Here is a 13,177-nt window from a genome sequence, read left to right as displayed (position 1 = left end):
GATCAGATACCCCAGAGAATCTGCACACCCCAGACGAAGTAAGCGAACATCGCAACGCCGCATACCGCCTGGAACAGGAAACGAATAGCAGTTGCCGACTTGCCGAACGACATAGGCGTCAGGTAGTCGGTTGCAATGGTCCACATGCCGACCCAGGCGTGAGCGCCCAGGGCAACGAGGGCCAGCAGACTGAAGATCCGCATCGCGTTGTTGGAGAACAGACCATGCCACTGGGTGTAGTCGATGCCTGGGTGGGCGACCACGTAGCCGATCAGGAAGAGGAAGTAAGCCGCGAGAACGACCGCAGAAACGCGCTGCGCCATCCAGTCATAGAGGCCCGAACGCGACAGGTTCGTGACATTGGTTACCATACCCAAACTCCCACCAGAACGATCAGCACCACGGAGATGACGATCACGATTTTCGAGCCCAGCTTGCCGCCTTCCAGCGTCTCACCGATACCCATGTCCATGATCAGGTGACGAACACCTGCCACGAGGTGATAAAGCAGGGCAGACAGCAGGCCCCAGGTCACGAATTTGGCCAGCGGGCTGGTCAGACACGCCTTCACCTCACCGAAGCCTTCCTCGGAACCCAGCGACTTGCCCAGTGCATAAAGCATGATGGCAAGGCCGAGGAACAGGATGACGCCGGAGATACGGTGCAGGATGGACGTGTATGCAGTGACGGGGAGCTTGATGGTCCTTAGGTCTAGGTTTACAGGTCGTTGGCTTTTCACGGCTTTTTTCACACTGAAGAGCCCCTAGCGAATCAGGGCAAAGTTGTTGGTAAGTGTACTGGTCAGGTACCCACCACCCAGGGAACGGCGACCCCCAGTAGTTCGGGCTTGCAAGCCCCTGGCGGTCGGGTGCCGAGTATAGACAGTTAGGCTGCTTATGACAACGTGACGGGGTAGCCCAAATAGCGCATTGCCTTTAGCGAACAAAAGGCGTAAATGGGCGAGAATTTCGGGAAAAATCAGGCTTGAATGCTTGATTCAACAAGCCTTTAGGCAAATTGACATCTGAATTTATCCCTCTATAGTGGTGCGGGCCCTGCGTGGGGGGTCTGTCTGATGATTTCTAGCATTAATAGGAGGCCACATGGCTGACAAAAAAGCGCAGTTGGTCATCGAGGGCGCTGCCCCCGTCGAGCTGCCCATTTTAACCGGCACCGTTGGTCCTGATGTAATCGACGTCCGCGGGTTGGGGGCCACTGGTCACTTCACCTTCGACCCTGGTTTCATGGCGACTGCCTCGTGCGAGTCGAAGATCACCTACATTGACGGCGACAAAGGGATCCTGCTGCACCGCGGCTACCCGATCGAACAACTCGCCGAACAATCCGACTACCTCGAAACCTGCTACCTGCTGCTCAACGGCGAACTGCCGAATGCCGAGCAGAAGGCCCAGTTCGTCAGCACCGTCAAGAACCACACCATGGTTCACGAGCAGCTGAAGTCCTTCTTCAACGGTTTCCGTCGCGACGCTCACCCGATGGCGGTGATGTGCGGCGTGGTCGGCGCCCTGTCGGCGTTCTATCACGACTCCCTGGACATCAATAACCCGCAACACCGCGAAATTTCCGCGGTGCGCCTGGTCGCCAAGATGCCGACCCTGGCCGCGATGGTTTACAAGTACTCCATGGGCCAGCCGATGATGTACCCGCGCAACGACCTGTCGTACGCGGAAAACTTCCTGCACATGATGTTCAACACCCCGTGCGAGATCAAACCGATCAGCCCGGTGCTGGCCAAGGCAATGGACCGGATCTTCATCCTCCATGCCGACCACGAGCAGAATGCCTCCACCTCCACCGTTCGTCTGGCCGGCTCGTCGGGTGCCAACCCGTTCGCCTGTATCGCCGCCGGTATCGCCGCACTGTGGGGCCCGGCCCACGGCGGTGCGAACGAAGCCGTACTGACCATGCTCGATGAAATCGGCGATGTTTCGAACATCGACAAGTTCATCGCCAAGGCCAAGGACAAGAACGACCCGTTCAAGCTGATGGGCTTCGGTCACCGCGTGTACAAGAACCGCGACCCGCGCGCCACCGTGATGAAGCAGACCTGCGACGAAGTCCTGCGCGAGCTGGGCATCAAGAACGACCCGCAGCTGGAGCTGGCCATGCGCCTGGAAGAGATCGCCCTCACCGATCCTTACTTCATCGAGCGCTCGCTGTACCCGAACGTCGACTTCTACTCGGGGATCATCCTCAAGGCGATCGGCATTCCGACCAGCATGTTCACCGTGATCTTCGCCCTGGCACGTACCGTGGGCTGGATCTCGCACTGGAAAGAAATGCTCTCCAGTCCGTACAAGATCGGCCGCCCGCGCCAGCTGTACACCGGCGAGCAGAAGCGCGACATCGTTGCACTGCAGGACCGCAAGTAAGCTTTACTGGCCGAACGCAAAAAGGCTGCCCTTGGGCTAATGCCAGTCAGTTAAGACTGATGCTTTGAGCTTTAGCCCGTAGGCCGCAAAATCCGATGCTTGGAAACGAGCATCGGATTTTTTATGCGTCTAGCAAAAGCACTGTCCCTCACTCACGAAATGGCATCAAGGCCAAATGCCCTTGAAGGGTTAGGGGCTTTGCTTGATCCGGACATCGTGAAGCAGGCTTTTGAAACAGCGGGTGTCTCGACCATTCGCAAACGCCGCCTTCCGCTTGAAAGCCTGGTGTGGTGCATCATCGGAATGGCGTTGTTTCGTCGAATGTCAGCCTGGGATGTCGTGAATCACATGGACATCATGTTGCCCGGCAAGCGGCCACTCGTGGCGCCCAGCGCCGTTGTGCAAGGACGGCAGCGGTTGGGTAGCGAAGCGGTGCGCGAAGTTTTCACACTTACTCAGCAACGATGGCACGAAAAGACCCAGCACCCGCAATGGTTAGGATTGACGCTACTTGGCGTGGATGGCGTCGTTTGGAACACGCCTGACACGGCGGAAAACCGCGCGCACTACGGTGGCGCGACCAACCAGCATGGAGACGGCGGTTTTCCTCAGGTACGGATGGTCTGTCAGATGGAGCTGACTAGCCACCTGCTGATAAGCAGCACTTTCGAGAGCTACCACAGCAGTGAAATGAAGCTGGCAGAACAGCTAATCGCCACCACGCCGAACCATTCGCTAACCCTGTTCGACAAAGGTTTCTACTCGCTGGGCTTGCTGCATCACTGGCAATCTCAAGGCGAGCAGCGCCACTGGTTGGTCCCCTTGAAAAAGGGCATTCAGTATGAGGTCGAACGCAAGCTTGGGCGTAACAATGCCTTAGTCGTTTTGCGCACGTCGCCTCAGGCTCGCAAGCAGTGGCCAGGCTTACCGCTTGACGCTCAGGCGCGGCTGCTGAGCAAAACGATCAAAGGAAAGGTTGTGAGTGTCTTGACCTCGATGACCGATCCGCTGCGCTTCCCGGGTGATGAGATCGTCGATCTTTACAGCCAGCGCTGGGAAATCGAACTGGGCTACCGGGAGATCGAGCAAGGACTGCTAGGCGGCGAATACACGCTGAGAAGCAAAACGCCGGAGATGATTGCGCAAGAGTTGTGGGGCGTATTGCTGGGTTACAACCTGTTGCGCTATCAGATGGTACAGATGTCGAGGCAGTGCCCAGGGGTGTATCCATGTGAAATGAGCTTTACCGCCTGCAGTTGGGCAATCTTGGGGTTACTGCATGGCACATCACTGAATCATCCCGGTAACCTGCCAGGTTTTCTGGCGGATTTGCAGGCATCGGCTGCGCAGTACGTTCTGCCCCACCGGCGCCCTGATAGATGGTTCCCGCGAGTAGTAAAGCAGAGGCCGGCAAAATACCCGACCCGAAAATGAAAAATGCCAGTCAGCTTAACTGACTGGCATTAGCCCTTGGGCAGCCTTTTTTATGGTCTTTTTCCTGCGCTGGCCTCAGTTCTTCTCAGCCCGCTCCCGCAGCCCTTTCAGGGTATTGAACGGCGCATCCACCACGAACTTGTTGGCCACCATCGCCGGCACGCTCCCCCCCGGCTCGGTGTGCACCTGGTAGGTCACTTCGGTGCTGTCCCCCTTGGGCACCAGCTTCCAGAAGCCTTCGACCTTGGCCACCCGCACAAAGCCCTTCTCTTCCGGAACATAGGTCGGCTCTTCGACCAGATTACGGGTCAAGCTGCCATCAGCCCCCTTGACCGTGGTGATGTGCAACACCGAATCACGCGGCGTCACCGGCCACGGCGTGTTGAACTGGGTGTAGGTCCAGCTCTGGTCACCTTCATGCTTGAGCAGCTTTTGCGACTTGCACTCGTGAATCCATGCACAAGCGCCGACCACGTCTTCCTGCAACGCCTGCACCTTGGCCAGCGGCGCCTTGATCACTGTCACGCCTTGATAGGCCTTGTACTTGGAACCGGCTACTTCACTGAGGGAAACCTTGATCCCCTCCTCGTCCTTGGCCACTTGCCAGTTTTCGGCCCAGGCCACCGGCGACAGCAAAACACCCATGCCACACAGCAGTGCAATACGCTTGAACGATCTCATCATGTTTATCCTTGTTGTCGAAGATCCAGCCTCTCACGCCGCCGTCATCTGCTCCCACCAACCCAGAATCCTGATTGCCTCGTCACGGTCGCTGCCGCACACCTCGACATCCGCCTTGAAGCCACCACACACCGCCGGCCGCTCGGGCTTGCCAAACAGGTCGCAGAGGTTGGCAGCCGTCAGGTGCAGGCAGCGCTCGCCCGCCGGCTTGCCATTGGGCATGCGCGGCATCGCAGAAGTGATGGACGGGGCGATGCAGCAGGCACCGCAGCCCTCACGGCAATTCATGGCTATTCACCAAAGTCAGGACTCCCTGGAACAAAACGGGACGAGCGTCCCTGGATAGTAACCGCTCAAACAGGCGTTTGAAATTACTGGCACGATGAAATGTGCAGTGACCCGGCAGTCAGTTTGACTGCTACTGCCGGTACTCGAAATCGATGGCCGCCCCGTCAACGTCATGACGGCTGTCGTTGCGCAATTGCAACTGCATTTCGTTGTTGATCAGCCGGCCATTGAGCTGGAACGGGCTGTCGTTGGTTTCTGGTTTCTCGGTGAACATGGGCGGCAGCAAGGGTTTGCGTCGCTGAATCGGCGACGGGGTGCCAACGTTCGGCTCAAGTGAGTTGACCATATCGACCGGCAGGCTGAGGTCAAGCTTTGCCTTGGGCAGTGGCTTGGCCACCGCCTTGCTGACCGGCTTTTGCGCCTTGGCCTTGCTGTTGGCGGCTTTTTTTACCGCCTGCTTCTGCGCAGGCTTGGCTGTCGCCTTTTTCTGCACTGGCTTGCCCTGGGTTACCGGCGCCTGGCTGGCCGGCTGCGCAGCCATGGCTGGCACACAGCAGAACGGTGCAAGGCACAAGATCAGGGCAAAACGGCGTAGAACATTCATGGCAAATGGACAGACTGGCAGGAAAGGTGCCTATGCTCCCTGTTCCACAGGCAGCTGGCAAGCCTTACAAAAGTGTGAGCGCAGGCTCCCGGCACAACTGCTGAGCCAGCAAGCCGAGGGTAATCACGGCACGCTCGGCCTCCTTGTTCCACGGAATACCGCAATTAAGGCGGATGCAGTGGTTGAACTGCTCTGTATTACTGAATATCAGCCCTGGCGCAATGCTGATGCCCTGCTCCAGCGCCCGCACATGCAGCTCCTGGGTGTTGACCCGCCCGGGCAGGCTCACCCACAGAATGAAACCGCCCGTGGGCCGGGTCATCTGGGTGCCTTCGGGGAAGTGCTGCTGCACTGCCAACTGGTAGGCGCTGAGGTTCTTGCGATACTCCTGGCGGATGTAGCGCAGGTGCCGGTCGTAGCCACCATTCTCCAGATAGGCCGCCACCCCCATCTGCGTGACGCTGCACGCGGAGTGGGTAGTGAAGGTTTGCAGACGCTGGATCTCGTCCTGGTAGCGCCCGGCAATCATCCAGCCAACACGTACGCCGGGGGACAGCGTCTTGGAGAAGCTGGAGCAATAGATTACCCGGTCCAGCCGGTCGAACGCCTTCAGCGCCTTGGTCTTGCCCTGCTCGAACATCAGCTCGCCATAGATATCGTCTTCGATGATCTGGATATCGAAGTCCGATGCCAGGCGCAGCAGTTGTTTCTGCCGCTCTTCCGGGACGGTGCCACCCAACGGGTTGCTCAGCCGCGCGGTGAGCACCAGGGCCTTGATCGACCACTGGTTAGCCGCCAGCTGCAAAGCTTCAAGGCTGATGCCTGTGGACGGGTCGCTGGGGATCTCGATCACCTTCAGGCCGAGCAGGTCCGCCAGTTGCAGCAAGCCGTAATACGTCGGCGACTCGGCGGCGATCAAGTCACCCGGACGCGTCAGCACACGCAATGACATTTGCAGCGCATCGACGCATCCGTGGGTCACGATCACTTCACGCGGGTCGACCAGTACACCGGCATCGCGCATGCGAATGGCAATCTGCCGGCGCAACGGCTCGAAACCCGGGCTGAACATGTAACTGAACGCGCGCGGGCTGTGAAAGCGGGTGACCTTGGCAATTTGCTGGTGCAGGGCACGCACCGGCAGGTAGTCAACATGCGGCACCGCAGCGCCGAACGGAAACACACCATCACGGCGCGCTTCGGTGAGCACTTGCTGGATGATGCTGGCACGGGTCACCAGACCAGGGCGCTCCACCCGCGCGATGTCGGGGGTTTGCGCAGTCAGGGCCGGCGTCTGGTGCACATAGTAGCCAGACTGCGGCCGCGCACGGATCAGCCCTTGATCTTCTAGGTTGGCATAGGCCTGCAGCACCGTGGCATGGCTGACATTGAGCTGGGCGCTCATCTTGCGCACGGAGGGTACCCGCTCGCCTGGCTGGTAGACACCACGGCGGATGTCATCGGCCAGTTGCTGGGCGATACGCTGGTACAGCAGCAGGTTGGTCATGGCGGCAGGCTCGTTGTTCTTGTGCGGCTCGATGACGATAAAGGATACCGTAACAGTTGCAAAGTGTACTGGGACAGAATGCAACATAGTCGACAATACAACAGCGTGATAACTATCGAAACGATTAAACCGACAAAAAGAAGGGCCGCATGGCGGCCCCTCTATGGGTCGAACTCAGCGCACAGGCGCGAGCCTGCCCTTGTCGTCGGAGAACACGATCTCCACCCGACGGTTCTGCGCCCTGCCCCGCTCAGAGGCGTTGGCCTCGATCGGGTACTGGTCCCCATAGCCCTCGACCTGCAAACGCTTTTCGTCGATGCCCAGGTCCACCAGCATGTCAGCCACGGCCTGCGCCCGGTCGCGAGACAGTTTCAGGTTGTCCTCTGCCGCGCCGGTGCTGTCGGTATAGCCTTCGATACGTACTACCCGACGCGGGTTAAGCTGAAGGAACTGCACCAGCTTGAGCACAGTGCGGCTGGCCGAGTTCTTCAGGTCGGCACGGCCGGTATCGAACAGCACGTCGCCCAAGGTCATCACCAGACCACGGTCGGTCTGCTCCGAGGCCAGTGCCGCAATTTGCGACTCGACCCATTTGCCCTGTTGCTGCACGCTGGCCAGTTTGGCCTCGCGCAAGGCCAGCTGCAGGCGCTGGCGCTCAAGGTCGAGCTTGGTCTGGCGCTCCTGGTTCAGCGCCAGCTTGGCATGCTCACGGGCAATTTCGCTGTAGCGCTGGCTGAGGTAAGCGTAATGGCGCACATCGGAACCGGTGCCGATGTAGCTGGACAAACGCTCGGCACGGGCCAGCGACTCGCCCGCTCGGATCACATCACGCGGCGCACTGCGCAGCACATCGGAATCATCCTTGACCTTCGCGAAGGCGGCACTGGCCTCATCCAGCGCTGCAGAACTGCGCTGGCTGGCACAGCCTTGCAAGCCTGCGGCCAGCGCCAGCACTACCAGCGCGGCCAACGGCGTACGGCGGATCATGGCTGCACCTCCAGTTGCTTGCGCAGGCGCTTGACCCGCGACTGCAGCAGCTGCAACTGCTCTTCGCTCTTCTGGTTCAGCACCTGGGCCTCGGCCAGGCGTGCATCCAGCTCGGCCTGCTCGGCACGCATGCGCGCATCGCGGTAGTCTTCGGTCAGCATGTTGGCCTTGGCCCGGGCCAGCTTGTCTTCAGCCAGCTTCAGTGTTTCGACCTGCTCGGTGGCACCTACGGCCTTGGCCTGCTCCAGGGCCTGTTCGGAAATGCGCATCTGCTCGTCAGGGGCCGGATCATTGGCGCAGCCAGCCAAGCCAAGCATGGCCAAGGCAAGGATTAGTGGTTGGGTTCTCACGCAATCTTCCTAGTGTTTGGGGGCGTCCGCCGGCACCTGCAACTGCGCTTTCCAGCGCTCGACATTTCGTTGCAGGACCGCCTCGGACGCACCGGAGATCGGCAATTCTGTCAGTTTTTTCGCCAATTGCCCACGCAACCAGCTGTCATTGCAGGCCGAGTTGTGCGAAAGGGCCAGATACAGGCCTGGCCGGTCCACCGGCAGGCCACGGGCGATCAGGTCATTGCTCATACCCAGGCTCTGGGCCATGGCCATGCCTGAATAGCGGCCAGCCAGCACATAGTCCACTTGGCCGAGCACCAGTTTCTGGAAGGCCTGGGTAAGGTTCTGCGCCGGCACGAGCTTGAGCTGGGCCTTGGCGAAGGCGGTGAAAGCCGGGGTTAGCCGTGCGCGCTCGGACAAGCTGCCCTGATACCTGGCCAGGTCCGCCGGACCATCGAAGGTCAGCTGGGCATCATGACGCGTCCACACCAGGTACTCGTTGAGCTGCAACGGCGGGTGGATGTAGTCCAGCGCGGTCAATTGCTCCACCTGCATGGGGGTGTCGAGCAACAAATCCATGCGCCCACTGCGCACTTCCTCCAGTGCCTGGTCGCGGCGACCTGCGCTCAGTACTTCGACTTTTACACCCAGCTCGCCAGCCACCTGACGCAACAGGTCGACGTTGGCGCCGATCAGGTGTTTAGGGTCTTGCGGGTCTTGCCACGAATAGGGCGGTGCATCAGGGCTGCCGGTTGCCACCAGGCGCTCGCACTTGCCTGCCGCCATGACCAGCGGTGAGAACAGCGCCGCCATGCATGCCAGCGCCCTGCCCGTTTCACGCAACGTCATCCCTCACTCCTCAGCCCATAAAAAAACCCGACCCTCGAAACGAGGGCCGGGTTCTTTATAAGTGAAGCAGGCGGATCAGACCAGCTTTTCCAGCTCCGGTACCGCTTCGAACAGGTCAGCCACCAGGCCGTAGTCGGCTACCTGGAAGATCGGCGCTTCTTCGTCCTTGTTGATCGCAACGATCACTTTGGAGTCTTTCATGCCGGCCAGGTGCTGGATCGCGCCAGAGATACCGACGGCGATGTACAGCTGTGGCGCAACGATCTTGCCGGTCTGGCCGACCTGCATGTCGTTCGGCACGAAGCCGGCGTCGACTGCAGCGCGCGAGGCACCGACGGCAGCACCGAGCTTGTCGGCCAGGCTGTACAGGTGCTTGAAGTTGTCACCGTTGCCCATGCCACGGCCGCCGGACACGACGATCTTGGCAGCGGTCAGCTCTGGGCGGTCGGACTTGGCCAGCTCTTCGCCAACGAAGGCCGAAATGCCAGCGTTGTGCGCAGCACCAACAGCTTCAACAGCGGCCGAGCCACCTTCGGCGGCGACAGGGTCGAAGCCGGTGGTACGCACGGTGATGACCTTGACCGAAGCGCTCGACTGCACGGTGGCAATGGCGTTACCGGCGTAGATCGGGCGCTTGAAGGTGTCGGCAGACTCGACCGAGATGATCTCGGAAATCTGGTCCACGTCCAGCAGCGCGGCAACGCGCGGCAGGATGTTCTTGCCGTTGGTGGTGGCCGGAGCCAGCACGTGGCTGTAGCCGCTCGCCAGCTCTTTGATCAGCGGCGCGACGTTCTCTGGCAGCACATGGGCGTAGGCAGCGTTATCGGCAACCAGCACCTTGGCCACACCCGCGATCTTGGCAGCAGATTCAGCAACGCCACCGACGTTCTGGCCAGCGACCAGCACGTGCACATCGCCACCGATCTTGGCGGCAGCAGCAACAGTGTTCAAGGTAGCCGGGGCTACGGCACCGTTTTCGTATTCAGCGACAACCAGGATAGTCATTTAGATTACCTTCGCTTCGTTCTTCAGCTTCTCGACCAGTTCGGCCACCGATTTGACCTTGATGCCAGCGCTGCGGGCAGCCGGGGCTTCAACCTTCAGGGTCTTGTTGGTGGAGGCGAGGGAAACGCCCAGCGCGTCCGGAGTAACAGTCTCCAGCGGCTTCTTCTTGGCCTTCATGATGTTCGGCAGCGACGCGTAGCGCGGCTCGTTCAGGCGCAGGTCGGTGGTGACGATGGCTGGCAGGTTCAGCGCAACGGTTTGCAGGCCGCCATCGATTTCACGGGTGACATTCAGCTTGTCGCCAGCCACTTCAACCTTGGAGGCGAAGGTGCCTTGGGCAAAGCCGGTCAGCGCAGCCAGCATCTGGCCAGTCTGGTTGTTGTCGCTGTCGATGGCCTGCTTGCCGAGGATGACCAGCTGTGGCTGCTCCTTGTCGACAACGGCTTTCAGCGCCTTGGCCACGGCCAGGGAGTTCAGTTCGTCAGCGGCTTCTACCAGGATGGCGCGGTCTGCACCCAGGGCCAGGGCGGTACGCAGTTGCTCCTGGGCAGTGGTCGGGCCGACGGAAACGACGACGATCTCGGTCGCAACGCCCTTTTCCTTCAAGCGGACAGCCTCTTCCACGGCGATTTCGCAGAAGGGGTTCATGGACATCTTGACGTTAGCAAGGTCGACGCCGGAGTTGTCCGCCTTGACGCGAACCTTGACGTTGTAGTCGACCACTCGTTTGACAGCTACAAGAACCTTCATGGATTCCTCGTTACTCTCCGGTGAATAGATAGTCGCCTGGGACTGAGCCCTGCGATGCGCGTGGGTACAAGGGCACCTCTAAAAACGTATCGGGAGGCAATAACTTCACAGTGACCGAACAGTCTTGTTCGGACCATTGCGACGAATACTCACGGGTCATTTTCTGTCGTGGCGTGTAAACTCCACTACAAACCGGCCAAAGGCCGCAAAACCCTGCTCCACACCTGGTCTTTAGAGGTGTACCTGCGCCCGGCTGCAAGCCTACGGCGAACGTAAAACCGCTCGTATCTTGACCGTAACACCCCATCCGGTCAATACGGCAAATCGGTCACCCTCCAGCCGCGCTCCTGTGATTTTACTGGCCTGCGGCAAATTCAAACAAACGTTTGTATTGGACCCGCCAAGTGGTGTAGATATAATGCGCGGCCAAGACAAAACGGTGTAGTCCGTCATTTGCGCAGCTACAGTTCCGCTCCCGTGATGAGCCACTGCGCGCAAGCCCCCATAAGACAAAGCAACAGCACGAGCCTTGATGAGTAGGAGAGAACCAGTGGAACGCGAATACATGGAATTCGACGTGGTCATCGTCGGCGCCGGCCCGGCGGGCCTGTCCGCCGCCTGCCGCCTGAAGCAGAAGGCCGCCGAAGCCGGTAGCGAAATCAGCGTCTGCGTGGTGGAAAAAGGCTCTGAAGTGGGCGCCCACATCCTCTCCGGCGCAGTGTTCGAGCCCCGCGCCCTGAACGAGCTGTTCCCCGACTGGAAGGAACTCGGCGCGCCGCTGAACACCGAAGTGAAGCGTGACGACATCTACGTACTCAAGGATGCCGGCAGCGCCACCAAGGTGCCTGACCTGTTCGTGCCCAAGACCATGCACAACGAAGGCAACTACATCATCTCGCTGGGCAACCTGTGCCGCTGGCTGGCCCAGCAGGCCGAGAACCTGGGCGTGGAAGTCTACCCGGGCTTCGCCGCCCAGGAAGCGCTGTTCGATGAAAACGGTGTGGTGCGCGGCATCGTCACCGGTGACATGGGTGTGGACCGTGAAGGCAACCCGAAAGACGGCATGTACACCCCTGGCATGGAGCTGCGTGGCAAGTACACCCTGTTCGCCGAAGGTTGCCGTGGCCACATCGGCAAGCAGCTGATCAAGCGCTTCAACCTGGACAGCGAGTCCGATGTGCAGCACTACGGCATCGGCCTGAAGGAAATCTGGGAAATCGACCCGGCCAGGCACGAGCAGGGCCTGGTGGTGCACACCGCTGGCTGGCCGCTGGACGTGATGGCCAAGGACAACACCGGTGGTTCGTTCCTTTATCACCTGGAAAACAACCAGGTGGTGGTCGGCCTGATCGTCGACCTGTCCTACGCCAACCCTTACCTGTCGCCATTCGATGAGTTCCAGCGCCTGAAGCACCATCCGGTGATCAGCCAGTACCTCGAGGGCGGCAAACGCATCAGCTACGGCGCCCGCGCCCTGGCCAAGGGCGGCATCAACTCGCTGCCGAAAATGGTCTTCAATGGTGGCGCGCTGATCGGTTGTGACCTGGGCACCATGAACGTGGCCAAGATCAAAGGCAGCCACACGGCGATGAAGTCCGGCATGCTCGCCGCTGAGGCGGTGGCCGACGCACTGCTCGCCGGCAGCGAGGGCGGTGACCAGCTGAACGGCTACGTCAGCGCCTTCAAGGCGAGCTGGCTGTACGAAGAACTGTTCGCCAGCCGTAACTTCGGCCCGGCCATGCACAAGTTCGGCCCGCTGCTGGGCGCCGCGTTCAACTATGTGGACCAGAACTGGTTCGGCGGCAAGCTGCCGTTCACCCTGCACGACACCAAGCCGGACTACGCCTGCCTCAAGCTCGCGGCCGACTCGAAAAAGATCGACTACCCGAAACCGGACGGCAAGCTCAGCTTCGACAAGCTCAGCTCGGTATTCCTCTCCAGCACCAACCACGAAGAGGAACAACCCTGCCACCTGAAGCTGACCGACCCGAACGTGCCGATCGCCAGCAACCTGCCGCTGTACGACGAGCCGGCACAACGCTACTGCCCGGCAGGCGTGTACGAAGTAGTCACCCAGGAAGACGGCAACAAGCGCTTCCAGATCAACGCGCAGAACTGCGTGCACTGCAAGACCTGCGACATCAAGGACCCGGCCCAGAACATCACCTGGGTTACCCCTGAGGGCGCGGGTGGGCCGAACTACCCGAACATGTAAGGCCCCTGCCCTGCCGTAACAAAAAGCCCCCGGCGCTCACGAGCCGGGGGCTTTTTGTTGTGAATTGCGTCTGGGCTGCGAGGTGTTCGCCGTGAGAGGCTCAGCGCTTATCAGATCGAGCGCCGCCTACGC

At 60.1% G+C, this 13,177-nt stretch carries 14 protein-coding genes; 3 read left to right on the top strand and 11 right to left on the bottom strand.

The annotated features are described in order from the left end of the window. Window positions 1-2: 2 nt before the first annotated feature. Both sdhD and sdhC read right to left on the bottom strand, forming a co-directional pair. Window positions 3-371, bottom strand: coding sequence for a succinate dehydrogenase, hydrophobic membrane anchor protein (gene sdhD / locus APH36_RS24350; RefSeq protein ID WP_003254214.1), 369 nt, complete (start codon window positions 369-371; stop codon window positions 3-5). Next, window positions 365-751, bottom strand: a complete 387-nt coding sequence (gene sdhC, locus APH36_RS24345) for a succinate dehydrogenase, cytochrome b556 subunit (RefSeq protein WP_012315350.1) — start codon at window positions 749-751, stop codon at window positions 365-367. Before sdhC ends, sdhD begins: the two co-directional genes overlap by 7 nt. A gap of 352 nt (window positions 752-1,103) precedes the next feature. Here sdhC and gltA point away from each other — a divergent pair, with 352 nt between their 5' ends. Both gltA and APH36_RS24335 read left to right on the top strand, forming a co-directional pair. Then, window positions 1,104-2,393: a citrate synthase gene (gltA, locus tag APH36_RS24340; RefSeq protein WP_016711651.1), complete on the top strand. Its 1,290-nt coding sequence runs from the start codon at window positions 1,104-1,106 to the stop codon at window positions 2,391-2,393. 123 nt (window positions 2,394-2,516) lie between these two features. Then, entirely contained in the window at window positions 2,517-3,827 is a 1,311-nt protein-coding gene (locus APH36_RS24335) for an IS4 family transposase (RefSeq protein ID WP_060500820.1), read from the top strand. 75 nt (window positions 3,828-3,902) lie between these two features. Here the strand turns inward: APH36_RS24335 and APH36_RS24330 are convergent, their stop codons facing one another. From APH36_RS24330 to APH36_RS24290, 9 genes are all read right to left on the bottom strand, one after another. After that, entirely contained in the window at window positions 3,903-4,508 is a 606-nt protein-coding gene (locus APH36_RS24330) for an START domain-containing protein (protein WP_025753288.1), read from the bottom strand. Between the two features lie 33 nt (window positions 4,509-4,541). Next, window positions 4,542-4,796 carry a YkgJ family cysteine cluster protein gene (locus APH36_RS24325; RefSeq protein WP_009684718.1) on the bottom strand — a complete coding sequence of 85 codons (255 nt, stop codon included), beginning with the start codon at window positions 4,794-4,796 and terminating at the stop codon, window positions 4,542-4,544. Window positions 4,797-4,926: 130 nt separating this feature from the next. Beyond that, entirely contained in the window at window positions 4,927-5,400 is a 474-nt protein-coding gene (locus APH36_RS24320) for a hypothetical protein (protein WP_060500817.1), read from the bottom strand. A 64-nt stretch (window positions 5,401-5,464) separates the two neighbouring features. Then, on the bottom strand, window positions 5,465-6,907 hold the full coding sequence (locus APH36_RS24315; protein WP_012273358.1) for a PLP-dependent aminotransferase family protein: 1,443 nt from the start codon (window positions 6,905-6,907) through the stop codon (window positions 5,465-5,467). A 174-nt stretch (window positions 6,908-7,081) separates the two neighbouring features. Next, on the bottom strand, window positions 7,082-7,894 hold the full coding sequence (locus APH36_RS24310; protein WP_060500815.1) for an OmpA family protein: 813 nt from the start codon (window positions 7,892-7,894) through the stop codon (window positions 7,082-7,084). Next, entirely contained in the window at window positions 7,891-8,244 is a 354-nt protein-coding gene (locus APH36_RS24305; RefSeq protein ID WP_060500813.1) for a DUF4398 domain-containing protein, read from the bottom strand. The genes APH36_RS24310 and APH36_RS24305 overlap by 4 nt, the downstream gene beginning before the upstream one ends. A gap of 9 nt (window positions 8,245-8,253) precedes the next feature. Further along, entirely contained in the window at window positions 8,254-9,075 is an 822-nt protein-coding gene (locus APH36_RS24300; protein WP_060500811.1) for an ABC transporter substrate-binding protein, read from the bottom strand. Between the two features lie 75 nt (window positions 9,076-9,150). Beyond that, window positions 9,151-10,080, bottom strand: coding sequence for an electron transfer flavoprotein subunit alpha/FixB family protein (locus APH36_RS24295; RefSeq protein ID WP_060500809.1), 930 nt, complete (start codon window positions 10,078-10,080; stop codon window positions 9,151-9,153). Next, entirely contained in the window at window positions 10,081-10,830 is a 750-nt protein-coding gene (locus tag APH36_RS24290; protein ID WP_014590265.1) for an electron transfer flavoprotein subunit beta/FixA family protein, read from the bottom strand. 532 nt (window positions 10,831-11,362) lie between these two features. Between APH36_RS24290 and APH36_RS24285 the strand changes: the two genes are divergently transcribed. After that, the gene (locus APH36_RS24285) at window positions 11,363-13,045 is read left to right on the top strand and encodes an electron transfer flavoprotein-ubiquinone oxidoreductase (RefSeq protein ID WP_082426450.1); all 1,683 of its coding nucleotides are present in this window, start codon (window positions 11,363-11,365) and stop codon (window positions 13,043-13,045) included. The last annotated feature ends 132 nt before the right edge of the window (window positions 13,046-13,177 follow it).

The organism is Pseudomonas sp. NBRC 111133 (assembly GCF_001320605.1).
Classification (GTDB): domain Bacteria; phylum Pseudomonadota; class Gammaproteobacteria; order Pseudomonadales; family Pseudomonadaceae; genus Aquipseudomonas; species Aquipseudomonas monteilii.
Note: the sequence above shows the minus strand (reverse complement) of the source record. Positions and strands in the feature narration are given on the sequence as shown.

What these genes read in the sequence shown, in the direction of transcription:
- APH36_RS24285 (WP_082426450.1), top strand. Translation starts at nt 11,363, where the DNA reads ATGAGTAGGAGAGAACCAGTGGAACGCGAATACATGGAATTCGACGTG.
- gltA (WP_016711651.1), top strand. Translation starts at nt 1,104, where the DNA reads ATGGCTGACAAAAAAGCGCAGTTGGTCATCGAGGGCGCTGCCCCCGTC.
- APH36_RS24315 (WP_012273358.1), bottom strand. Translation starts at nt 6,907, where the DNA reads ATGACCAACCTGCTGCTGTACCAGCGTATCGCCCAGCAACTGGCCGAT.
- APH36_RS24290 (WP_014590265.1), bottom strand. Translation starts at nt 10,830, where the DNA reads ATGAAGGTTCTTGTAGCTGTCAAACGAGTGGTCGACTACAACGTCAAG.
- APH36_RS24300 (WP_060500811.1), bottom strand. Translation starts at nt 9,075, where the DNA reads ATGACGTTGCGTGAAACGGGCAGGGCGCTGGCATGCATGGCGGCGCTG.
- APH36_RS24320 (WP_060500817.1), bottom strand. Translation starts at nt 5,400, where the DNA reads ATGAATGTTCTACGCCGTTTTGCCCTGATCTTGTGCCTTGCACCGTTC.
- APH36_RS24325 (WP_009684718.1), bottom strand. Translation starts at nt 4,796, where the DNA reads ATGAATTGCCGTGAGGGCTGCGGTGCCTGCTGCATCGCCCCGTCCATC.
- sdhD (WP_003254214.1), bottom strand. Translation starts at nt 371, where the DNA reads ATGGTAACCAATGTCACGAACCTGTCGCGTTCGGGCCTCTATGACTGG.
- APH36_RS24310 (WP_060500815.1), bottom strand. Translation starts at nt 7,894, where the DNA reads ATGATCCGCCGTACGCCGTTGGCCGCGCTGGTAGTGCTGGCGCTGGCC.
- APH36_RS24295 (WP_060500809.1), bottom strand. Translation starts at nt 10,080, where the DNA reads ATGACTATCCTGGTTGTCGCTGAATACGAAAACGGTGCCGTAGCCCCG.
- APH36_RS24335 (WP_060500820.1), top strand. Translation starts at nt 2,517, where the DNA reads ATGCGTCTAGCAAAAGCACTGTCCCTCACTCACGAAATGGCATCAAGG.
- APH36_RS24330 (WP_025753288.1), bottom strand. Translation starts at nt 4,508, where the DNA reads ATGAGATCGTTCAAGCGTATTGCACTGCTGTGTGGCATGGGTGTTTTG.